Origin of the sequence: Mesorhizobium sp. M4A.F.Ca.ET.050.02.1.1 (assembly GCF_003997725.1) — a bacterium.
In the GTDB taxonomy this organism is placed as follows: Bacteria; Pseudomonadota; Alphaproteobacteria; order Rhizobiales; family Rhizobiaceae; genus Mesorhizobium.
The window spans coordinates 16,112-37,617 of the sequence record NZ_RZSG01000002.1 but is presented as its reverse complement, the minus strand read 5'-3'; the positions used below and the strand labels follow the sequence as shown (position 1 = coordinate 37,617).

General features: G+C 57.6%; 19 protein-coding genes. 3 read left to right on the top strand and 16 right to left on the bottom strand.

Annotated elements, in window-relative coordinates:
* Positions 1 to 17: 17 nt before the first annotated feature.
* The 4 genes from sctV to EOA33_RS00445 form a co-directional block, all read right to left on the bottom strand.
* The gene (sctV, locus tag EOA33_RS00460) at positions 18 to 2,081 is read right to left on the bottom strand and encodes a type III secretion system export apparatus subunit SctV (RefSeq protein WP_024505383.1); all 2,064 of its coding nucleotides are present in this window, start codon (positions 2,079 to 2,081) and stop codon (positions 18 to 20) included.
* Positions 2,082 to 2,313: 232 nt separating this feature from the next.
* Entirely contained in the window at positions 2,314 to 3,204 is an 891-nt protein-coding gene (locus EOA33_RS00455) for a hypothetical protein (RefSeq protein WP_024505382.1), read from the bottom strand.
* 117 nt (positions 3,205 to 3,321) lie between these two features.
* On the bottom strand, positions 3,322 to 3,564 hold the full coding sequence (locus tag EOA33_RS40120; RefSeq protein ID WP_224570034.1) for a nodulation protein NopA: 243 nt from the start codon (positions 3,562 to 3,564) through the stop codon (positions 3,322 to 3,324).
* A gap of 71 nt (positions 3,565 to 3,635) precedes the next feature.
* Positions 3,636 to 3,965, bottom strand: coding sequence for a hypothetical protein (locus tag EOA33_RS00445; protein ID WP_081714433.1), 330 nt, complete (start codon positions 3,963 to 3,965; stop codon positions 3,636 to 3,638).
* Positions 3,966 to 5,313: 1,348 nt separating this feature from the next.
* On the opposite strand from EOA33_RS00445, the gene EOA33_RS00440 reads away from it, so the two are divergent.
* Positions 5,314 to 7,428 carry a hypothetical protein gene (locus tag EOA33_RS00440; protein WP_245454733.1) on the top strand — a complete coding sequence of 705 codons (2,115 nt, stop codon included), beginning with the start codon at positions 5,314 to 5,316 and terminating at the stop codon, positions 7,426 to 7,428.
* Positions 7,429 to 7,953: 525 nt separating this feature from the next.
* Here EOA33_RS00440 and EOA33_RS00435 read toward each other — a convergent pair.
* The 12 genes from EOA33_RS00435 to EOA33_RS00380 all read right to left on the bottom strand — a co-directional run bounded on the left by EOA33_RS00435 (position 7,954) and on the right by EOA33_RS00380 (position 17,505).
* Positions 7,954 to 8,757, bottom strand: coding sequence for a hypothetical protein (locus EOA33_RS00435; protein WP_024505378.1), 804 nt, complete (start codon positions 8,755 to 8,757; stop codon positions 7,954 to 7,956).
* A 356-nt stretch (positions 8,758 to 9,113) separates the two neighbouring features.
* Complete coding sequence (locus tag EOA33_RS00430; protein ID WP_024505377.1) at positions 9,114 to 10,151, bottom strand: EscU/YscU/HrcU family type III secretion system export apparatus switch protein; 1,038 nt, start codon at positions 10,149 to 10,151, stop codon at positions 9,114 to 9,116.
* Positions 10,148 to 10,966, bottom strand: a complete 819-nt coding sequence (sctT, locus tag EOA33_RS00425; RefSeq protein WP_024505376.1) for a type III secretion system export apparatus subunit SctT — start codon at positions 10,964 to 10,966, stop codon at positions 10,148 to 10,150. The genes EOA33_RS00430 and sctT overlap by 4 nt, the downstream gene beginning before the upstream one ends.
* Positions 10,967 to 10,974: 8 nt before the next feature.
* Positions 10,975 to 11,250 carry an EscS/YscS/HrcS family type III secretion system export apparatus protein gene (locus EOA33_RS00420; RefSeq protein WP_024505375.1) on the bottom strand — a complete coding sequence of 92 codons (276 nt, stop codon included), beginning with the start codon at positions 11,248 to 11,250 and terminating at the stop codon, positions 10,975 to 10,977.
* A 2-nt stretch (positions 11,251 to 11,252) separates the two neighbouring features.
* Entirely contained in the window at positions 11,253 to 11,918 is a 666-nt protein-coding gene (gene sctR / locus EOA33_RS00415) for a type III secretion system export apparatus subunit SctR (RefSeq protein WP_029354851.1), read from the bottom strand.
* Positions 11,911 to 12,939, bottom strand: coding sequence for a type III secretion system cytoplasmic ring protein SctQ (sctQ, locus tag EOA33_RS00410; RefSeq protein ID WP_095769044.1), 1,029 nt, complete (start codon positions 12,937 to 12,939; stop codon positions 11,911 to 11,913). Before sctQ ends, sctR begins: the two co-directional genes overlap by 8 nt.
* An 89-nt stretch (positions 12,940 to 13,028) precedes the next feature.
* Positions 13,029 to 13,541 carry a hypothetical protein gene (locus EOA33_RS00405; protein WP_032899688.1) on the bottom strand — a complete coding sequence of 171 codons (513 nt, stop codon included), beginning with the start codon at positions 13,539 to 13,541 and terminating at the stop codon, positions 13,029 to 13,031.
* Entirely contained in the window at positions 13,517 to 14,875 is a 1,359-nt protein-coding gene (gene sctN / locus EOA33_RS00400) for a type III secretion system ATPase SctN (protein ID WP_024505372.1), read from the bottom strand. The genes EOA33_RS00405 and sctN overlap by 25 nt, the downstream gene beginning before the upstream one ends.
* Positions 14,872 to 15,495, bottom strand: coding sequence for a type III secretion system stator protein SctL (gene sctL / locus EOA33_RS00395; RefSeq protein WP_024505371.1), 624 nt, complete (start codon positions 15,493 to 15,495; stop codon positions 14,872 to 14,874). The genes sctN and sctL overlap by 4 nt, the downstream gene beginning before the upstream one ends.
* Positions 15,492 to 16,130, bottom strand: a complete 639-nt coding sequence (locus EOA33_RS00390; RefSeq protein ID WP_306462680.1) for a nodulation protein NolU — start codon at positions 16,128 to 16,130, stop codon at positions 15,492 to 15,494. Before EOA33_RS00390 ends, sctL begins: the two co-directional genes overlap by 4 nt.
* Positions 16,123 to 16,986 carry a type III secretion inner membrane ring lipoprotein SctJ gene (gene sctJ, locus EOA33_RS00385; RefSeq protein WP_024505369.1) on the bottom strand — a complete coding sequence of 288 codons (864 nt, stop codon included), beginning with the start codon at positions 16,984 to 16,986 and terminating at the stop codon, positions 16,123 to 16,125. The genes EOA33_RS00390 and sctJ overlap by 8 nt, the downstream gene beginning before the upstream one ends.
* A gap of 9 nt (positions 16,987 to 16,995) precedes the next feature.
* The gene (locus EOA33_RS00380; protein WP_024505368.1) at positions 16,996 to 17,505 is read right to left on the bottom strand and encodes a nodulation protein NolB; all 510 of its coding nucleotides are present in this window, start codon (positions 17,503 to 17,505) and stop codon (positions 16,996 to 16,998) included.
* A gap of 187 nt (positions 17,506 to 17,692) precedes the next feature.
* Between EOA33_RS00380 and EOA33_RS00375 the strand changes: the two genes are divergently transcribed.
* Together EOA33_RS00375 and EOA33_RS00370 are read left to right on the top strand one after the other, a co-directional pair.
* Positions 17,693 to 18,391 (top strand): secretin N-terminal domain-containing protein, encoded by a 699-nt coding sequence (locus EOA33_RS00375; RefSeq protein WP_024505367.1) that lies wholly within the window; start codon positions 17,693 to 17,695, stop codon positions 18,389 to 18,391.
* 301 nt (positions 18,392 to 18,692) lie between these two features.
* A complete protein-coding gene (locus tag EOA33_RS00370; protein WP_127404722.1) occupies positions 18,693 to 20,627 on the top strand; it encodes an HrpF/NolX family T3SS translocon protein in 1,935 nt (644 codons plus the stop codon).
* Positions 20,628 to 21,506 lie beyond the last annotated feature (879 nt).

Here is a 21,506-nt window from a genome sequence, read left to right as displayed (position 1 = left end):
AGTTAGGAAAGGTGGGACTACTCTAACAATCCGCTGTTCGATCCGTGCGGGAGTGTGACGGATCCTGCGGGGCGAATTGTAAAGTCGGAGGCGAGGTCTTGATAAGACAGCACGGCGAGATCAACCCCGTTTCGCGTCAGAAAGCCGCGGACGAAACGTCGGACATCCATCGACGTCAACAGAATAGGGCGGGTTTGACCCGGTTCTGCGTTCGAAAGGACCTGACGTATCTGTGATAGCATCGCTTCGCTTTGCCGATCCTCCAGTGCGAGATAGGGGCCTGCATCCGAATCTCGAACCGCGCCACGCATCACATCCTCGCTCTCGCGCTCGACGACCAGGGCGGACACGATGCCCTCCGTGTTGGCATGGCGGTGGCAGATCTGTCGCTTCAAACCAGAACGGACATATTCCGTCAGCAGGGCAACGTTCTGCTCACGCTCGCTCCATTCGGCCAATGCCTCCAACACGAGACGGGTGTGGCGGATTGGGATACCTTCCTCCAGGAGGCGGCGCAGAACATCGGCAATCCGAGGAATCGGCGTCGTGCGTAGCACCTCTTTCACAAGCTCAGAATATTCCTGCTCCATTCGGCCCAGGAAATGTCGGGTCTCTTGGATGCCCACCAATCGCGGTGCGTAGCGGGTCAACGCTGCATGGACGCGCAAGGCGAGGAGTTCGCCGGGAGCCCTATGCTCCGTGCCGGCGCCCGTAAGGGCCTTTGCAGGGGTATGTTCAACCGGGAGTGTGTCCGTTTTCGGCTCACGTCTAAGGGGGACACCGCTCGAGTCGACGTGCGCTACATCGGCTCGGAGCGCCATCTGGTTTGGATCTAAGGCGTCCTGTTCGACTGGCACGCCCTCGACATCAATTCGGAATTGCGATTCAGGCAGCTGCTCGTCAACCAAGACAGGGATGCGAGGAACGATAATGCCCAGATCGGCTGTGACCAGGAGCGAAACGCGCCCAATATGTTTTTGCAATTCGGCTTGATCGACCGCCTGCATAAGATCTGGCGCTAGAAAAAATGCGATCGGGAATTCCTTCGCAGGCGCGGCTTGCTTAGGCTCCGCTGCAGTTCCACCTTTCGCATCGGCAGTGCCGGCGCCCAGCACATCAGCCTTGACAATGCTTACCGCAGCGAACACTGCGGCCAGCATCAGAAAGACGGGGAGGGGAAACCCAGGAACGAACCCCATTACAACCAGGACGCCGGCCGCCAGTCGCAAGGCTCGAGTGCTGGCCGTGAGCTGACTGACCATTTCTGTACCGAGGTTGATCCTCGCCGTCCCAGTCACACGGGTGACGATGGTCGCCGCAGTAATGGAGAGCAGAAGGGCCGGAATCTGCGATATCAATGCATCGCCTATCGTCAGCAGAGTGTAGTGATGCAGTACCTCGCCGAAGGACATGCCCTTGGAGAGCAGGCCGATCGAAATTCCACCCAGCATGTTGATGCAGATAACCACCAGCCCGGCGATGGAATCGCCCTTCACAAATTTCATCGCGCCGTCCATCGCGCCATAGAGTTGGCTTTCCTTCTCCAATTCGGCGCGCCGCCGGCGGGATTCGTTGGCATCGATGTGGCCGTTGCGTAGCTCTGCGTCGACCGCCATTTGCTTGCCCGGCAGAGCATCCAGCGTGAAACGCGCCGCCACTTCTGCCACCCGTTCGGCACCCTTCGCGAGGACCATGAATTGCACCATGGTGACGACCAGAAATATGACGAAACCCACCACGATATTGCCTGAAATGACGAAATCGCCAAAAGTATGAATAATGCTGCCGGCCTCCCCCTCGGCCAGGATCAGTCGCGTCGTTGCGACCGTGAGCGCGAGACGGAATACAGTGGAAATCAAAATAACGCCGGGCAAAGAGGAAAAATCAAGTGGAGTACTGACATACAGGGCAACCATCATCAGCAGTATGGCCAACCCCATATTGAATCCTATCAGGGCGTCGACCACCACGACCGGGATAGGCATGACCATCATCGCGACAGCCAGAAGCAGCATCAACGCAACCATTAAATCCGGGCTGGCCGGCGCACGCTTGATGAAGTCACGCAGGACGTTGGCCATCGAGACACCTTTGCAATCGGTTGAGACTTACTCTGCTGTTACGCCATGAAACGTGGCTTTCGAACTCCGAAGGCGCCTCAGCCTTGGCCAGCGCGTGACCCTGCATGAGAGCCACAAGCAGGCGCGAAATGGCTGGGCAGCAAATGTTTCCAACGCAGCCAGCTTGTCAGCACCGAGCGCGACAGGATGTTTGGCTGGCCATAGAGTGCTGCTTGATGGGGCCTGCGAGCTTTCAATATTGGAGAGCAGCAATGCGGCCATTCCTGCTCAGCAGCACACGGCTGTCCTCAATACGTTCGACCACCCATCCATCAGCCAAAATGGCGCCGACAAAATACTTCTCGCTGTCGATGACAATATATGGTTGGACCCCATGCCACACAGCTTCGACCGCGATTGCGGATGGCGCCTTCTCCTCTTTGATGAGCACTCCGTTCACCAGTGTTAGAGTACCCTTGGTGCGACGATCGAACGATTGCTGAAGCTTCTGCCAGCTGATGACCGATTCAGACGTGACGGTGCCTTCGGCGGTCACAACACCCTTTGCCGACCCAATCTTGACGTCGAGAAGACCCGCTCGATCGACTTCCTCCTGCAGCTCTTGGGCCGCTGCCTCCGTAAGTTCATTGTCAGCGCGGTGACTGATCGTTCTGGACGCGACTTCAGCCCGAAGTGAATTGGGGCTCGATCCACTTGCATTGCCAAGATAGGAGATCGTGCCTGAAAGCGCGCCGATCCCGAGTGAGCTGATTATGACCATGGCGAGCACACCGATCGGTAGGCGCGGTATGCCGGTCGAACCAGGCGGCTCTGCATCCTGCACGGACAAAGCAATGGACATCTCGCCTACGAGCAGGACGACAGGAAGGGGCACAACAACGGACTGGCCTGCGGCGATATTCCGGTTGCCCTCGATACTGAGTCCGGGTGCAAGCGCCTCCAGTTCGATCGACTTGCCAAGAAGAGTTACACGAAGGTGATGCGGTGCCAGTCCCTGCTCGACAAAGACCAAATCGGCATCGAAGCCGCTGCCGATTAAACACTTTTGAAGATCCGTCTTGCCGGTCAGACCGCAATAGTGCCCCGAACGCACTTCGAAACGGAGGGAAACGGCGTCATCCACAGAGCATCTCTCAAACAGGATAGAAGCCGCATGGCAATTGCCATGCGGCTCATTTCGGGACTACGTCGCGTCAATAAGGAGACGCGCTAGGGGGCAGTCTAAAACCCGCTTCCGACATTACGAAACGCGTTCGTCGGCGGCCTTCTTGATGGTCTGGAGATTGGTCGTTAGAGTGCGCAACTGGACACTCCTTTTCGTCGCCTCCAAGCTAACATTGGTTAGTTCCTGCACTTGCGCCTGAAAAGCAGTAGCATCAGCTCCGCTTGTATTGCCGGGAGTGCCACTGTTAGTTTTATCGGTATTGCCGGCGCTACTGGTATTGGTATTGCCTGATTTTTTATTATTATCAACTGCAGCCATGATCATTCCTTTTTCTGTTGGAGTTGTGCCGTCAATAACGGCCTGTATGACCTCACGCCGGATTTCCCGCGTCAGGCATCTTCTGTGTCATCCAAAGCTTCATCGGCCTCAGCCATCGCATCGTTCGCGAATTGGAACGCGAACGATCGCAGGATACTTTGGAAGGCTTCACTTTGTGCTGCAGACTGTGAGTTGTCTTGAAGTTGATCATTTGAAACGGTCCGGTTATCCGCCCGATCGTTCCCGCCAGCTGCCTTGCCATCATTCCCACCAGCTGGCTTGCCATCATTGCCATCAGCCGGCTTGCCATCACCAGAATGCTCGGATTTCGAATCCCCATGGCCCTTTCGGATCAAGGAAGTCCCGAGGTTGCCAACTCCACTCCCAATTGCTGCTATCATCAGGTACTCCGGCATTTGCCATTGGCGGCGACGTGTTAAAGGTTAGCCTCGATCAAGCTAAGGGCGGGAGCTTTCGAGAACCTGACGGCTTTTGACAAAAACCGGCCAGCGCAAAAACGTATGCTCTGCAGGATGTTGCTCTCGCATCGAACAGTCGACCACGATCTCGGCTGTTCGGCCAATCCCGCCGTCCACGCATGCCGCGACCGAATGGCAGCCGCAGCAGCTCGTTTGCATCCTCGATGCTGTGGTGTCGAACAGGAGACACGGTCCACGTGCTGCATGACCGCAATGACCGTATTCTTGCTGGCTCCACGGGCGCACGCAACGAGCAGGAACTCGGTCTTTGCATCACCATTCTCTCGCCTGCACATCACGGCCCGGCGCGGTGAGCTCATTGGCTTCGAGAAGGTCGGCGACCGTACGAACATGGGATGGTCTGCCGGCTTTGGGAGGCCGGTGCGGATCCTCTTCTCACCATATCGAAAGCTTGAAGCGGTCGGATTTTCTTGCCCTGTTCGTGAGAACTCCCATCGTCAGCTAATCGTCAGCCAAGCGGTCTATCTAGGCCGGCCGTGCCTGACCTTCGGATCCAAAGGTCCCGTCTCGACACTTTTTGTAACTATAGATCGAAATGGTCCGCGTGATACGCAACGCACACGCTTCTCTGAAGCAAATGTGTGACTTTGTCGGTGGCGAACGAGAGGAGTGACGCATCAATAAAATCGTCAGGCACGTGTCTAGGAAGGGGAGCTAGCCGAGTTGGTCTGATTTCATTCGCTGTTCCTGGAAATCGGCGGACTGAAGCGCTGATAATCTCAGGACATCGATGGCAACGTTGCGAAAGTCCTGTGAGCTCGGGCCAATCTTGGCCTGCTACTGAGAAGCACTTTGGCGGGAACATTACGCCGTCGCGGGTCTGGCTGACCGTGACGTTAACCGAAAGATGCCGCTGGTCTCGTCAGCCGCCAGCACAATAGCAGCACATTCTCGCCTACTACGGAGACGCAATATGAAGGGCATTGGCCGACCACGGAAATCGCAGGCTGAAACTGGAGCCAGCCGCGCGGGGCGGGCGAGCAGTTCCCTTTCGCAATCAAGTCTTGCTGCGGGAGAAGGTGGACAGTCATTCGATTCCGTTGTGGAGCAGATGCGCTCTGGGGACGCCGATAGGAGGCCCTCCTCCCTTCCAGTTGCGCGCGGTCCAGGCGATGCCCGCGAAAGTCTGCCAGGCGCCTCGATTGGCGAAGATCAAATCCTGAACACACCGCGACGTGGAGCCGCTGCGCCACCACGCGGAACCGTAGCGCCACGTGGCGCAGCCGCAAGGCGGCGCGGTTCTCCCTCCATGTCTGAGGGCGAAGCCATGGCGCCGGTCGGTAGCCAACTATCAACCGCGCAGGTGGAAGGCACCAGCTCATCGTCAAATGAAGATATCAGTCCGACACAGCTCAGAATGAACAGTCTTGTTCAACAACTGACTGATTGCGAGGCTGCGGCCAGGAAAACCGACGTCCCCGAGGAGGCGGTGGAGCTGATCAGTCGGGTCGTCGATGCAGCCTCAGCAATTCTGGAGTACCGCGCTAGCCTGCCTGCGGCTGAGGCGCAGACAATTATGCCAGACGACAAGGTGCGTAGATGTTGCCAGATCGTGTGCGACGCCGCGAATGAAGTAGACAAACTTGGCCTGTCGACGATCACGAAATTGGACAAAAAGACCAAGAAAGCGGCAGGTATGGTCGATAAACTCTACTCCTACTCCCAGGCGGACCGGCAGGAGCTGTTGATTTTAAATGTGGAGAACCACCATACGGCGGCAATTAAGTGGTGGGAAAAAAAGGCATGGCGCTCCGAACGGCAGCGATCCGCCTGCGCTGCCACCGCTAGCCTATCCAGTGGAACGCCCGTGATGCGGGAAGCCGAGCGGTGCGCACTGCGGCTGCGTGCCGGCTCGGTACTGAGTGTCAGGATCTGGCTGGTCCGTGAGCGGATCGGTCTTGCGCGGGCCAAGATTGAACTGCGGGCGAGCAGGTTCGAGCCAGATTTGAAGGAACTCCTCGTCGGTCGAAATGGAGTGGTGCAGCTGATGGCAAGCGCCGCTCAAGAAGCTCTTCGCGCCCTCTCTTTGGCGAAGGGCATAATGGATGATGGCAAAACACTCAACGCTCATGATTGCGCGGTTGTAGAAAAAATCATGGAGCGGCTTTCGGATTTTGGATTGGCGTTGCACGAGGTGCATACCAAGCTAAGCCATACCTACCCAGATGCCGGCCTCCCATTGAAACTGTTCGAACGGATCGTGGACGATGCATGGATCACTGCGCACGATGCCATGCACTTGTTGAACCTGCAGTCTCCGCCGTCAGCCATCATGGCGCCACAGGCCCAGGCGGGCGCTGCGATGCCGGCCAGGGCAGGCGCTGCGATACCGGCTGGCACTGCTGGTACGGCTGCAGTGTCAGAAGGCACTACAGCGCGAAGGAAAGGGAAGTCAAAGCATAAGTCGGCAGCTCGCGCCGGGACTTCTGCCGCCGGGCAGCCATCAACACCAGTCGCTGCGAACGCCGGCACAGTGCCAGCAGCCAAGGTTCTCGCGCGCTCGGATCAAGTTGCGAGTACACAGGTGAGAGCGCAAGAGGTGGCTGCGAGTTCGTCGGGGGCAGGCTCGACAATCGGGGGCGCCGCGTTGTCAATGGAGGTATTGACGGAGCGGCTCAAACGATTGGACGAACTTTTGCAGTTCGATCTGGCCGGTCAGCAAAGCGTCGTCTCCCAAGTGCGCCAGATGAAGCCTGAGGAGGCCGGTAAGGTCGTGGACGATGTGGCCCAGTACCTGCGAGCCCAGGCCATTGAGATGCAAACCTGTCTCGCCGGGTTGCAGGGGCGTAATGTACGCCTGCTACTCACCTCCACCCAGCTACCCAAAGTGCACGAACGCACAGACCAGCTCAAAGGGTTGCTGAACATGGTGCTGGGACAGGCCAACGCATTGAATGAAGGAAAAGCCGGCATTACGACTGATTGCATGAAGACCTACGCATTTCCGGCGCAAAAATACCTGGAACATTTGTGCAATGCCGACGAATTGATGCCGCCGGAGGCACCGGTCGCGCTGCGTGGCGAGCCAGGAAAGCTGTTTGAGATGAAGCTGCAGCCCAAGATGCTGGTCAATGGTGCGATGCCGAGCCCGATGTGGGTGCACATCCACACGAGTCGCCCCGTCATGGCCAGAAACTTGGAAGGGCTGGCTGATTCCGAATTCACCGCTTGCCACGTTAAATCCAACGAACAGCGCGGCTACAATCGAGAGCGAGAGGAAGCCGATGCTAGGTCCGGTCGCGAGAAGGTCATAATTCATCGCGGCAAACTCACCCCCGCTTTCTGTAAGTCCTTGTTGACCTCAGGGCTTGGCCGCCAACCACGCCATTCGCGTGCCGAGCTCCCGTCGGCGCAGGCTGCATGACAGGGCACTCAGAATGCGGCCGGCCACGCTGTGAGTCAGCGAGCATTTCTCCTGGCCAAACCGCGAATGCCGCTGCGCGAGTTGCGGTCCGGCGATTGGAGTCGATCGGCTACCGTCAGGGCCGATTTGCGATGTCGCGTTACCGGCTGTTGACGTGGCGGCGTATCTTGCCTCCCATCCAACTTATCGCCGAGATCGCGCCGCCAAGATCGAGGCGGAAGGTCTTCCTGCGAGCGCGGAGCAGGCATAGCCGATCCGATCGGGATCGGCGCATCGCAACGACCCAACGGTGTGGTGGAGAAAATTGGATTCGGGAGAGCTCGGTTCCAAGAGGCGGAGTTCCGGCCCGAATACAATCCGCTCGCAAGCACCCACGATGCGCATCCGCAGTTTATTGTCTGGGAGATGGGCTGGATTGCTCGGCGGCGCTGGCGCTAAGGCGGGGCTGTCGCCGGACAATTAGCATTCACTGCCAACAGCCTTGCAACCGTCACCAGTTGCAAGGCTCGGCGGCGGGTCGACAAATCACATGAAATCGTCGTCGGACCCGCTATCGCTGCTGTCGCTATCCTCGGTTTTGTGGAGATAGAGTGGAGGTTTGCCTGCACGCTGCCACTCACCGGCACTGTTCTTCGTCCATTTGTCGGGATGCTGCGTAGGGTCAAGCACCAGGTCGCCATGATCCACTTCAACAAACCCCATCGTCTGCGCGCGCGCTTGTGCTTCCGGATTAGCCGCACGCCAATTCAGCAACGGTCGGTCGCCGTCTATCCGAAGTTGATGCTCCAGCAGAATATCGCCCGCATTTTCGACGAGCGGATGGGCGACTTGAAGATCCACTATGGAAGTGACCTCAGTTCGACCAGGAAATTGTTCCCGCCAACTTTCCGATTCGAACTCGTTCATGCTGAATCCGCCTTCCATTCTCAGCAGTCCGGCACTCCGGTCTCCCAATTGGTAACTGAAATATCGCGCGTGCTCCGTATCTCGACGGATGCCATATTGCTGAGCAACGTCCGCGGTGCGCCTGGCTCGTGACGATACGAACTCCGAATACTCTTGAGGATTGTCGGCGATGTGCGTGATTTCATCACCATGAAATTGCCTCACCTGTCTCCTGAAGGAAGTCCTGTTGATCTCCACCACAGGAGGTCGGGAATTGAGGGAGTATGCTTGGGGAGCCGCCGATGATGAGGCGCCGCTACCTTCCGATCCGGATAAGTGCATTCGGGCAAATGTGTCCGCGAACCCTTCGCTTCCTGCATCCGATTGCTCGCCGGCATTATGCGCGCGGTAACTATCGGATGAGCCACCAATTCGACCATACATGACGATTCGTACTCCTATGTTTCGCAACCGAGCTCAAGTTAGCACGGCTGTTCAACATAGGGCGCTTAGTTGACGACTAGCTGACGAGGGCATTCCAACGGCTGCACCAATCAAATCCGCACTGCCGGCCTCAAAACCTCGGACTGCGCCACGCACCGGCCAGCAGAGGCTGCAAGGTCATGCCCGGAGGACTTGCCGTAGTTGCTGGGTGGCAGATCCGAGGGGAGTGATTGCCCCAGGCCCGCGGTTGCGCGGTTGGCCTGACAGAGACACTGGGGCACGGATGGCCAGCCGACATTTGCCACTAGCATGGAGCCAGGTCAGTTTTGAACTGGGCAGTCGTGGACTTCCAATGACTAGGCCAAGCCTGCGGCAAAGAATGCTTTCGCGACAGGCTGGAAATATTGCATAGGAACCGCGTGGCCGAGTTTTGTAGTGCCTATCAGCTGACGCGCTAAGACATGGTCATGGACGATCGTCAGGCGTAGTGCCCGCGCCTCGCTCAACACATGTGAAACGCGCTCACCTTCGGCACGGCAAACTAAGAACGGCACCCCGGTTTCACCGCGAACGTAACGCAGACCGATCAGGACCGCCCTTCCTGTTAAGACCAGCGTGGCGCGATGCACGCCAAGCGCAGGCTCGTCGGCCGCCTCCTCGCGGATGCGACGCTGTTCACCTTTCAACTCTGGCGCTCCTTGCTGATCCTTCGACTCGCGCGTCACTTCGGTATTGGTCATGCGCATTTCGCGCAGATACAACGCGCGCTGGAGCAGAAGATCGATCAGTCCGCCGACCAGCAGTGCGCCGGCGCCAATTCCCATCAGCAATTTTGTCTCCATAAAGATGAGGCCAACACAGCCCATGCCGCAGATCGGCAGAGGGACCATTGTCTTCCACATCCCGAGAAGGACAATGGAAAAGGTTGCGCTGAGAACCAATACCTTGAACATGGTCTTGCAGACTTCGACCATGGAACGAGCAGACCCCAAGCGCTTCAGCCCTTCAAAGGGGTCAATTTTCTTAAAGCTGAGCTTCATCGGCTCCAGAGAGAAGACAAATCCACCATTGGCTAGCAGGCTGGCCAAAATCACCGCGGCGACAAGGGTTCCAAGCAGCGGGCCAACAGCCGCGACTGTGAGTTGGACGAGCACAACCAATGCCTGCGGCACCGCGGTATCGAAAGGTAGGCTCTGCAACTTGGTGGCTAATAGGAGCGCTTCCCGGCATTTGTCCTCGATCACGCTGCCTCTTAGCCAAAGGTAGCCGAGCCCAGCGCAAGTCCCGACCGCGCGGACGAAATCGGAGCTACGTGGCAGCTGTCCTTTTTTGCGCGCTTCACTTAACTTCTTCGGGCTGGCGGCGTGTGTCTTCTCTTCACTTGTGTCGCTCATGGCAGCAATTTGTCGAACCACTCCAGCACGCCGTTGGCACGTGTGACCTCCAGTTTCATGCTCTCCACCAGATAGGCAGCGTAGGTGACCATGAGAACTGGAAAGACAATGTTCTTGATTGCCGGAGACAGTTGGCTCGCCTTAAATTGCGGGGCAAAGCGACGCAGCAGCATCATCGATATATCAATCAGTATCAGGAAGAACACGACAGGCCCCGATACCAATAATGCCGTGCGCATTATGCTGTCGAGAAGCCCCAACAACTCCATTGCTCCTGGCCCACTCAGTGTCGGGTGAAACTGATACACCGGCCAGATCAAGTAGCTGCGGTACAGGACACTGATCAAAGTTTCCAGGCCTCCTGATCCGACGAATATGGCAATCGCAGTGATCCCCAGAAAAACGCCCATCGCGGAAGCCTGACTGTTCGTCGCGGGATCGGCCGAAGCGGTCGGGCTGCTGATGCCGCGTTGGTTGTCGATAAGCTCCCCGGCAGCCTGAAGGCCCCAAAGCGGAATGCCAAGAAAAGTGCCAAGGAGTACACCGACAAAAACTTCCTTGAATCCGAGCAGGGTTAGCTGGATCAGGCGCGTATCAGGATCCAGCGCCGGCAATCCGCCGCTGACGTGTGCCAGGCATGGTAGTGCGAAGCCAACAGCCAAACAGCCCCGGATCAGCCCACTGATCTGCGAGCGTGTGAATACGGGAAAGATCAGCATGATGCCCATCGCGCGGGCTGCCCCAAGACCTGCCGCAACGACGAGTTCGAGAGCCGTCTGGATCAGAATTTGAATATCGGCCGATGGCGCGTCCATGGGGCGGACTAGTAGCTAAGTGTCATTGCGGGAAACTCGGTGAAGATCTGATCGGCTAGCTCTATGAGCGGGGCGCTTAGCACAGGAGCAAACAGCCCAATCACCGCGACAACGACCAGAAGCTTCACGGTGAGCGGCAAGCTTTCATCCTGGATCTGCGTCGCCGCCTGGAGGATGCCGATGACGAGGCCGACAACCACTGATGCAATGAGCGGCGGTAGAATCCAGATCATGAAAACCACCAGTGATTGGCTCATAAGAGTAATGATGCTGGATTCAGTGATGATCAGCCTCCCGGTAACGTATAACTCAGCACAAGCCCATGCATCAATTTTGACCAACCATCAATGGCAACAAACAAGAAGATCTTGAACGGGACAGATATAACAGTTGGTGAGACCATCGACATACCCATTGCCATCAAGATAGTTGTCACTATCAGATCTATAACAATAAAAGGCAGATAAAGTAGAAATCCTATCTCAAATCCGCGCTTCAATTCTGATAGCAAGAAAGATGGTACAAGTATTGCAAAGTCATCAGGCGTGGCTGCAGCGTGCATTTCCTCTGGCCAGACCTTTTCTGTCGAAGATAGGAAAAATCGCCGCTGCTCTTCATTTGTGAATTTCTTGAGATGCTCGCGCAAGGGCTCACTTCCGGCTTTAGCGGCGCTTACCCAGTCGTCGAATGTCTGATAGTGGAGCTTGGGATCCGACATGCGGTCATAGGTCTGCTCAGCAACGGGCGCACTAACGAACATAGTGAGGATCATCGCCGCGGCGTACAGCACCACATTGGGTGGTATGGTCTGGGTCCCGAGCGCATTGCGGACGAGGAAAAGAACAATTGATACCTTTACAAAGGCCGTTGTCGTGGCAACTGCTAAAACCAGCAGACCGAGTCCGGCGGTAACCGCAAGAAGCGCCAGGATTGTCGGCTGAGCTTCACTCATTGCATGCAAACCCGCCACGGAGCCTGATGCCCAGCTCTTCTCCGATGCGGACAATGTCGCCACGCCCGATACGCTGACCATTGGCCACTATGTCGACCGGGCCGTCGATCGGCCATCCAAGTTCAAAAATATGCCCTTCGCCGGCACTTCTTAATTCCCCAAGAGAAATAGGCCAGCGGCCGCATTCAAAGACAAGCACGATCTCGACATCGTCGAGATCCTTAGTAAGCTCCAGTTGCGATCCGGGTTGTGTCATATGCGCACTCTCCAAAGGACACGGTCGCGGGCGGAAAGGCCCCCGCAAGATTAATTCATCGCCGTCAAGATCCGCCTCGGCGCACAACTGGCCGACAGCTAGGGTGATCTGGCCGCGGCCGAACGGCGCAATATCGGGCAACAATGCATCACCGACACATGCGCTTCGAAGAAGCGCCGCAGGAAGGCGAAGCGTGCCGACCTCTCCTGCAACAATGAGCGGGAGCTCTGGAGGCAGCCCGCCCAGCTGCCGCGGCAACTGGGCAAGCAGTTCGCCTAGCGCGCGAAACGCAGGCGGTACTAAGCCGTCAAGTGGCGTGAACAGGAATAGACGGCCCTTGCCCTTGACCGCGCCGAAAATGATGTCGAGTTCAAGATGAGGAGCCAGCATCGTGGCTTCGCATACCCGCACGAGTTGCACGTTCAGACGCGTCGTCTCCTCCAGTCGAGTGACAAGCGGCTCCAGAGCGAGTTCGAGAATTAGCGAAGCAGTTGGCTCGGAAGGGAAGGCCAAGCCGTTCTGCACTGTCGTGATGAACTCCTCTACGAGCGGGCGCGACAGTGACAAGATGACCGTTTCGGCTCCCACTCTCCAGACGCAGTCAAGCATCGGAATGGCAGCAGGTTCCTGCTGCCAGACAAGCCCTGCCGTTCGCACCGATAGCGGCACCTCGTTGATCCGGCTTTGAAACGGCGTGCGCGGCGCTGCTGTATCATTGAGCCACGAGACAACCGTGTGGGACAGTTTCAGAACTGGTTCGAACATGGCGGGTGTGACCGCAGCGCCTATCAAAGACTGCACGGTCGTGTCATTCGGACGACCTCTTGCGACCGTCGGATCCGGTTGCGCGGCATTTAGGCAAGCGACCCCCTCGCATATTTCAGCAGTATCTCATCGTCGGCCTCGATCTCGGCTGCGGCCTCCGAATGAGTCTCGACGGCGCGCCGCACGTCGTCCTCGATTTGTTGCCATTTGTCCCTTGCCGCCGAACATATGACCCATAGCTCCCTCGTCCTGGACGCCGCCATCTCAGCCTCCTCTTGAGCGATTTGGGTATCATCAAGCATCTGCCGTCTGGAATTGATCTCAGCGGCAAGTTGTTCAGTGTGAAGGCGGTGACGGTCGAGCGCTGCGCTAGACAAGTTGTCGAGTGACATCAGATGCTGATAGAGCGCTGCTTCTTTTCTTGAACAATGTTGCTGTATCATTGCAAGCTCCCTAGAGGCATTTTGTACGGCTGAGGCGGCCACATCGCGCTGGGCTTCCTTCTTGGACAGCTCGCCAAGGGCACGACGCTCTTGCATTTCCTTCAGAAGCCGTAACCTCGAAGACTGAATCCAGTTTACGCGGTCAGACGCGACATCCATGCGACCGTCTCCTCGAAATCTGACGCGTCATCTTCGCTCTGGCGCAGAAACTCCCTCAGTTCGTCGATTGACGCGACAGCCCGGTCAGTCAGGGGATCTCCACCTGGCTTGTATTCGCCAACATTGATCAAGAACTCGGTCTCGGCATAGCGCGACAGGAGCTCGCGGAAAATGGATGCTGCCTTGCGATGTGTCCCCGAAACGACTGCATCCATGACGCGGCTGCGACTCTGCAGCACATCAATAGCGGGGAAATGCGATCGCGCCGCAATAGCGCGTGAGAGGATGACATGGCCATCGAGAATACCACGCGATTCCTCGGCGATTGGATCACCCGTGCCATCACCCTCTACAAGCACCGTATAGAAGGCCGTGATTGAGCCCCGCTCACCCATGCCGGCGCGCTCGAGCAGGCCTGGCAGCATGCCAAAAACGGAAGGAGGAAAGCCCCGTCGCGTCGGCGGCTCACCCGCAGCAAGGCCTATTTCGCGCATAGCGCGGCAGAAGCGCGTCAGCGAATCCAGCATGAGAGCAACGCGTAGGCCTTGATCGCGGAAATATTCCGCGAGCGCAGTCGCCATTGGAGCGCATTGCGCACGCTCTACCGCCGAGCGGTCGGATGTTTCAACCACGACGACCGTACGGAGAAGGCCCTCTTCACCAAGATTCCTTTCGATGAATTCACGAACTTCCCGTCCACGTTCGCCTATGAGCGCCACTATGACGACGTCAGCGGCGGCACCCTTTACGATCTGTGACAACAGCGTCGACTTGCCACCACCTGGCTCGCCATAAATCCCGATCCGCTGGCCCTCGCCGCACGTCAGCAGACCATCGAGGACACGGACCCCAAGCGGGAATGGCCGCTCAATCATGCGCCTCGTCATCGGATTGGGGGCTCTGCCATGCAGGGGCCGAGTTTCGACGGTCTTGATTTCGCCTTTGCCGTCCAATGGGCGGCAACGACTGTCGATCACGCGACCGAGCAAATCGCCGCCGACGGGCACCTCACGCATTCGGCCAGTGGCCACGACCTCTGCGCGGCTGGATAGGCCCACCAAGTCCCCGATCGGTGTCAGCAATACACCATCACCCGACAGGCCGATCACCTCGGCCTCGAGCGACAGCCCGGTTCGCGGGTCCTCTAGGAGGCAAAGTTCCCCAATACGAGTGTCTGGCAAGACGGCATGAACCAGTGTGCCGATAGCCCGCGTGATCCGACCGCGCACCGCACGCGTGTCAATTCGCTTGGCCGCAGCCCTCAAAGACGAGATTGCTGGAACGAGAGCTCGAGTGTCGGCGTCAGCGTTATGTTCTGGGACGGGCTTTCTCATAGCTCGCCTTTCTCACAGAGCGTCCCGAAACCAAGGCGCAGCGCGCGCATCTGGGCGTCAAGTCCAAGGTCAACATTGCCGTACTCGCTCCACAGCACGCAGCGTTGCGGCGACAATGTCGGGTCGGGCTCGATCCGCACCCTTGGTCGACCATCCTGGCCGTCGCATCGAGCAAACTCTCGTGCAAGCATGTCGACTTGCATGGGAGAAACATGAAGGCAAACGTCGGCGCCGCTGTATTGACACTCTATGGCGTGACGAACAGCCCTCACCAATAGCTCGCCCGGATCGAAAGCGCCGATAAGATCGCTCAATATTTCCATCACGAGCTGCGGCAATTCCTGCTCCAGAGCCGCCTTTCGTCGCGCGATTTCGGAGATTGTCTCCGCAATCAACCCTGCCATCTCCTCGGTGCCTGCATTCGAGCCCTCCATGTGGCCGCGCGCCCACGCCCGCTGGTAAACCGCGCGTGCCCAGTTTCGAACGCGCTGCCGATGCCGTTCTGCCGCGGCAAGGGCTTGCGCGGCGCTGTGCCAGGTTTCGAGCTCGCTCGCGGGTATCAGTGGTCCGACTGGACGCATCTGCGGCGCTATTGGCCCCTCGGAAAGTTCGACTGTCATTTCACCGGGGTCTCTGTCTCAAAATGAGCTACTACAAGTGAAAGCAATTGGCCGGCGGCGGTCCAATGCTCATGTGCTGGAGTCTCCGCGGCAGTCCCCTCGGGCAATCGAAGAAGCACGCGGTTACGCTCGGTCGCTGAACTGTCCTGGAGCCAAGCTCCAAGACATGCGTGTCCATCGTATTCGATTTGCTGAGCGAGTTTTTCTGGGTCCGAGATCAGTCTTTTGTCAACAGCATGCAGCAGGTGTCGGATTCCGAATGCGTGTGCATCCACGCCGATGCGTTTAACAAGGATGGCAAGCTCAGGCTGAGAGACAAACGCGACCAGCGAACGGGCATGCCAGATACTACCAGCAAGAAGGGCCGCTCGATATGGATCATGCCCGCGTAGAAGGTCCGGCCTGCAGCCGATGTGGTTCAGATCCACGTCATCGTTGCCCAGCAATTCTGCCAGCCTTGGATGCAGTCTGGAACACTTCTGCAACTTCACTAACGTTTCGGCCGATAACGCTGGATCAAGACGCGCCGCAAGACGGGTTGGATGGGCCGAAGCCGCAAGCTCGCTCGCGCCCGGAAAGTGCGGACCATCAGGTCGGGCGGTCTGTATAGGCATTGGCAATGAGATGTCACCCACGTCCAATTGCAGGCATTCTTTTGCGAATGGCCTCGACAGCAGAAGCATCCCGGCGCCCCTCGACCTTGGAAACGCCGGTTGATTGCTTGCGCCGACGCGTAACAACGCCGATCAAGAGATAACAGGCCACGGCGAATACGGCTGCGGCAAAACCTGTTACGGTCGCCAGAAGTGGCGCAGGAAGAGGTAGTGATGCTTGTGGCAAAACAGCAGTCGGATCGGGCCGTTGCTCGTGTGCGGACCGTTCTACCGGCACCAAAACCACTTCCACCTTATCGTAGGACAGGCCTTCGATGCTGTCGGCTACAAGCATCTTTATCTTTGGCAGCAGAGCCGCGACATTTGTTTTTGCGTCGTGCCTGATAAACACCGAGGCCGAGGATGGCGTGGCACCGGCTCGCACAAGGTCGTTATGCGGCAGCACGACGTGAACACGTACAGAAAAAACGCCATCGATATCGCTGATCGTCCGCGACAACTCTTCGCTCAGGGCATACACGTAACGGGCACGCTCTTCGGTCGGCGAGGCAATCAGGCCTGATCCTTGGAATATCTCACCGAGGTTCTTGAAGGATTGGCGCGGCAGCCCCTTGGCGTTCAGAAGGTTGATTGAGAAGGCGAGCAGCTTTTCGTCAACCTGGATCGTGCTGGTTCCATCCTTGGCGACCACCCGGATCGCGGCGACCCCGTTGTCTTCAAGAAGTGCGAGCATTTCATTTGCCTCACGCTCTTGCAATTGCGTGTAGAGGTCGGCTTTGCAAGCAGTGAGGGCGACGAGAACTGGCAGCATGACAAGTCTAACCGACCGCCACCCTGACAGGCCACGCATGATTTCGCCCTCGGCCAAGCCAATCATGCGCGCGGTTCAGCCTTCCTTCAAAAGTTTATTCACGGATGATGTGACGCCGCTGACGCCTTTGGAGATAAGCGCCACCTGGGTGACGCCGTTGTAAACATCCCGAAGACCAGCCATCATCGTTTCGAAGTCTTGCCCTTGTTGGGGAATGCCCGAGATTCCGGTTCCCGCCTCACCTGGAACGGGAAGCTTCTGCGCCGGTCCCGGTAGAGCGCCCTTCGAAAGGGCTATGTCATGGTCGAGCGCGGGGAAGGAAACAGTGTTGTGTGGATATAGGGAGGAAATCGTCTGCAACACGCGATCGCCCATGCCGCTCGTCGGCGCAGCCGCGCGCTGAACATCCATCGCCGCAGCAACTGGCGCCGCACTCGCTGGCCCCGCGGCGGCATCGTTTTTCAGCGAGTCGGCTGCATGCCCTAAGGCGCGCTCAAACTGGGCCTGCTCGACAATCGACGGTGATCCGACCCTGGGGAGGCCAGCCGTTAGAGTGGCAGAGATCGACGTGACAGGCATCATCATGTAAGGACTCGGTTGCTCTCTCTGACCGGGCGAGCCCCGCCCATTCATCACCCGGTGTCGGCGCAACACTCCTAGGGGGGCAAGCTGACAACAAGCTGACTAACGGCGGCGTCATTTCGACAATCTAAAATCTCTTCGGCAATTTAGTCACTTGTGATGATTTCAGCGTTTGGTTTATCAGTGCGACATGCCGAGAACGCTTATCCAACCCGTCACCCTGCATGTTTTGAGACTTCTTTGTGCCGGGTTTTTTCTGTCCACCGGGATTCACCCGGCGCATGCAGTCCCGCTGTCCCTTCCGGCGACACCCTATAGATACACGGTTCTGGATCAGGAGCTCGCTGCAGCGTTGCAGGAATTCGGCAACAACCTGAATATCAGGGTCAACATCAGTCCTGCGGTGAAGGGGCGAATTCGCGGACGTATGCCTGATTTGCCACCGCGCGCGTTCCTCGACCGCTTGACGAACCTTTACGGTCTACAATGGTACTATGACGGCCTTGTGCTCTATGTGTCTGCTGCACAAGAATCGCAAACTCGAATGCTTTTGATGACGTCGATTCGCTTCGATGCGTTCAAGGGGGCTCTCGACAAGCTTGATATCTCCGACGAGCGCTATGTGGTCAAACCCGTGCCAGGCAATGGCCTCGTCTTCGTTTCCGGTCCACCGCGCTTCGTCGCACTCGTGGAGCAGACCTTTAACGGCTTGGTGGCGCAGGCGCAGGCGCAGACTCACATAGCGGCAACGCCAAAGGAATCAGTGCTGATCTTGTTTCGCGGCTCCTCCACTACGGTCGTTCGCGACGGACGACCGGATGCTTCTTATTCTTCTGACATCCCACAACAGGATAGCGTTGGCGGGAAGCCTGAGCTGGGCAAGAAATGAACATTGAGGATTTCCCGCAGCTCTGAAGAACATGACTGCGGCTACCCCTTTGTGAACTCTTCGCAAACTCGTCAGTTTCTCGAAAGCTAATCCGCTCATGATGAGTCCCGGCAGCTCTCGCGGTGACTCCGGCCATTGTGTTGGACCGAACCTTGGAGCCGGCCCGGAACACAGCAATTGAAGGCAGGGCAGGCGCATTCGTGACCTGCCGACGCTTGGAATTGTCGAATTTTGTGAAACGCAAGGGATCTTCTGTCGGGGTCTCTTGTGGGGATTTCAACGTCACGTCTGAGGATGCATAATGTCGGCCAGTAATCTTTCAACTTTCTACCGCTCAAATTCGCTACAGTCCGCAAGGGGTTGGCCGGGCCTGAAAGTTTCCCATTTTGCGACCCAGCATCAGCAAAGTGCATCGTGCTTCGAAGCGATGCTGTCCACTTGTGTGCTGGCAGACAAGCCCGGCTCTTTCGCGCAAGGGGATCTGCCAGCGTCGAATCTTGATTCGACAATGGATAAATTGCGGCAGGACCCTTTGGGCCATCTGGCACCGGATGTCTTGACATTGAATGGCTTGGAGCAACACCCACTGGATCTGCTGCCGCCAAATATGAGGGCGGCTCTCAAGGAGGACCAATCGCAACGCTCCAAGGCGACTGAAGCCCAACATCTGCTCGGCGTCACTCCGAAGATCGAGCCGGCTCCCAGGCCGAGCCCCGGAATCACGTGGAACGGTGGGTCGCTGACCACGGCTGAGTTGCAGATTGTTGCGGTACTCAACCGTCACAAGGACAAATGCCCGCTTACTTGGAAGTCGTTGACCGACAAAGCCAATGATCCCTCTACGCCACCGGATCTGAAAGCGGCGATCCAGGGACTGCAGCAGGATTCGGGACTTTTTTATGCGATTGGCTCGCAGGGCGACGGCCGCTGTGGAGGCAAGATCAACGCCAAGGACTTGGCCGGATTTTCAAACCACCACCCACAAGTTGCTGCATTTCAGGAAGCCCAAGCGCGAAGCTACGAGCAGAACTACATACCATCCGACGGCAGCGGAGGTTTGCAGCCTTCGGTCATGACCTTGAGCGATGCCTTGCGGGAGTTTTACCGGTACTCCGAAAATCTGTCCAAGGACCTGAGTCTGGATGAGTTCAAGAAAATGGTCGGCGGCGAATCGAAAAACGGCAAATTTCCGCCCCAGGTCATTGCGGCGGCGCAATATTTCCTCGATCACCCCGATGCTTGGAACCAGTTGTGCGGTGGCTCGAAAGGGAAGATGCACAAAGAGGATTTCCTGCAAGTCGCCTCATCGTCGATGAGCCTCACGCAAACTGAGCTGAATACGGTCGAGATGATCAAGGACCATCAGGACACGTTCTTTGGAAGCGGTGTTCTGACTCGCGACAAACTGGCGAAAATGAAAGACGACAAGAGCCTTGATCCGAAAGTGCGGGAAGCAGCCTCTCAGCTCCTTTCAGATCCTCTTCTGTTTGGCCTCCTGAACAATTCGATCACGGGCTATAAGACCCATCATAAATTCTTCGACTTTGGCGGCGGGCATACGGTTGATTCCGGCAATATCAGCAAAAAAGACTTTGCCCATTTTTGCACAAACATGTCGTCTGCGAACCGCAACGTTCAGCAGCCAATCACCCACGGCGCCCAAACCGCAGAAGAGCAGAATGCCGTCGCGGACATGAAGATGGGCCTGATGGACCAGCCTGACATTAAGTCAGCCAAAAAGAACGGCGGGGCCGTCATGCACGTCGTCGACTCCGTGCTCAAAATCGAGACGAAAGTGCTCGACTTGGCGGCAACGGCGGTGGGACTGCTCAGCTTCATTCCGGGCCTCGGACAAGTAGCCGATCTTGCCTCGATGGTTCTCGAGGCTGAGTCGCAAGCAGCCAATCTCCTGCGTACGGCCATTAACGGAGGCGATATGAAGCGAGCGCTGGAGGAAGCTGGCCTCAATATGGCCGCGCAGGCGATCGGCCTTATCGCAGGCCCCGAGGTCAAGCTGGCCATTCGAAATGGGCTCGTAAAGCACCTGATGGAAGAGGCCTTGGCGGCAGGCATTGATCTTTCGGTCTCGACGGCGCAGGACTACGCAGAAGGCTATGTGAATAACCTCAAAGCGCGCCTTGCAGGCGGCCCTGAGCAAAGCCTAGGCCTTCCGAGCATGCCATCATTCCAGAGTGTGGCAAGCAATGTGCCCTTCGTCGGCATTGCCTTATCCTAGCCGTCGCCTTGCGCGGAAGCTTTGGCTCGCGCGCTGACATAAGGGTCATTGTGGCACAAGCAGGGGTTCATCCGCATCAACGCAGCGGTGTTCCTGACGCCATCTGGATCGGACTGTGAGGGGGATGTCCGAAGTCTGTGAAGGCTTCGGTATATGACGACTTCAGAGTTACGCTGAGCCCAGCCATCTCGAGCCGGTGCGCCGGGTCGAGGTTTTCACGGGCGCCGGCCGGCAGCGGGAATGGTCTCCGGAAGGCACGGCGCGGATGGTGGCGGAGCGGCGCAGCCGAAGGAACGGCTGTCGCGCGCCCAGGGCGGCCTCCCGAACAGCAGACGATGATCTCCTGCCTTGGGCCTATATCCTTGTGCCCACGCTCAAGGCAGTCGGCTGAAAACAGCGCTGATTTAAAACAGCATTATCCTGCACTGCACCCTCGATCCTTGCGCTCACCGATCGCTCGTCGACACGCACGCGGTCAAGTCGTTATCGGCGCTATGCCGATGGGCTTCGAGAGCAAGGTGGACGCTGAGCGGTGCGTCAGCCTCAGGGCGCGGCTGGCCAGCTTTGGGTCTCACGCTCTATGACGGCAACACCCGGCTGATCAACTTGGCCTGTTCGCGGGCTCCCGGCAGCGGCGCGGAAGCCACGGTCCGCCTTCCTCGGCTTCAGGCCAAAGATACCGCAGCATGCTCCAGAGCTATGTCTGCCGCCTCCGCCCCATCGTCGCTGGTCATGTGGAAAGGACAAGCAGGCTACGCACCCCATAATCCCGTCGGGCAGGATTCGACAGTCGACGGCGAGACATTCGCCAAACCTCACCCTTGATTCTCAGCAACGTTAAAAAAAATTCACATAATGTTCGTGAGTGTAGTCTCCTGT

What these genes read in the sequence shown, in the direction of transcription:
- EOA33_RS00380 (WP_024505368.1), bottom strand. Translation starts at nt 17,505, where the DNA reads ATGATGATGCCTGTCACGTCGATCTCTGCCACTCTAACGGCTGGCCTC.
- sctQ (WP_095769044.1), bottom strand. Translation starts at nt 12,939, where the DNA reads ATGTTCGAACCAGTTCTGAAACTGTCCCACACGGTTGTCTCGTGGCTC.
- sctR (WP_029354851.1), bottom strand. Translation starts at nt 11,918, where the DNA reads ATGAGTGAAGCTCAGCCGACAATCCTGGCGCTTCTTGCGGTTACCGCC.
- EOA33_RS00375 (WP_024505367.1), top strand. Translation starts at nt 17,693, where the DNA reads ATGCCGAGAACGCTTATCCAACCCGTCACCCTGCATGTTTTGAGACTT.
- EOA33_RS00370 (WP_127404722.1), top strand. Translation starts at nt 18,693, where the DNA reads ATGTCGGCCAGTAATCTTTCAACTTTCTACCGCTCAAATTCGCTACAG.
- sctV (WP_024505383.1), bottom strand. Translation starts at nt 2,081, where the DNA reads ATGGCCAACGTCCTGCGTGACTTCATCAAGCGTGCGCCGGCCAGCCCG.
- EOA33_RS40120 (WP_224570034.1), bottom strand. Translation starts at nt 3,564, where the DNA reads ATGGCTGCAGTTGATAATAATAAAAAATCAGGCAATACCAATACCAGT.
- sctL (WP_024505371.1), bottom strand. Translation starts at nt 15,495, where the DNA reads ATGACAGTCGAACTTTCCGAGGGGCCAATAGCGCCGCAGATGCGTCCA.
- EOA33_RS00445 (WP_081714433.1), bottom strand. Translation starts at nt 3,965, where the DNA reads ATGATAGCAGCAATTGGGAGTGGAGTTGGCAACCTCGGGACTTCCTTG.
- EOA33_RS00440 (WP_245454733.1), top strand. Translation starts at nt 5,314, where the DNA reads ATGTCTGAGGGCGAAGCCATGGCGCCGGTCGGTAGCCAACTATCAACC.
- EOA33_RS00435 (WP_024505378.1), bottom strand. Translation starts at nt 8,757, where the DNA reads ATGTATGGTCGAATTGGTGGCTCATCCGATAGTTACCGCGCGCATAAT.
- sctN (WP_024505372.1), bottom strand. Translation starts at nt 14,875, where the DNA reads ATGAGAAAGCCCGTCCCAGAACATAACGCTGACGCCGACACTCGAGCT.
- EOA33_RS00430 (WP_024505377.1), bottom strand. Translation starts at nt 10,151, where the DNA reads ATGAGCGACACAAGTGAAGAGAAGACACACGCCGCCAGCCCGAAGAAG.
- sctJ (WP_024505369.1), bottom strand. Translation starts at nt 16,986, where the DNA reads ATGATTGGCTTGGCCGAGGGCGAAATCATGCGTGGCCTGTCAGGGTGG.
- EOA33_RS00405 (WP_032899688.1), bottom strand. Translation starts at nt 13,541, where the DNA reads ATGGATGTCGCGTCTGACCGCGTAAACTGGATTCAGTCTTCGAGGTTA.
- sctT (WP_024505376.1), bottom strand. Translation starts at nt 10,966, where the DNA reads ATGGACGCGCCATCGGCCGATATTCAAATTCTGATCCAGACGGCTCTC.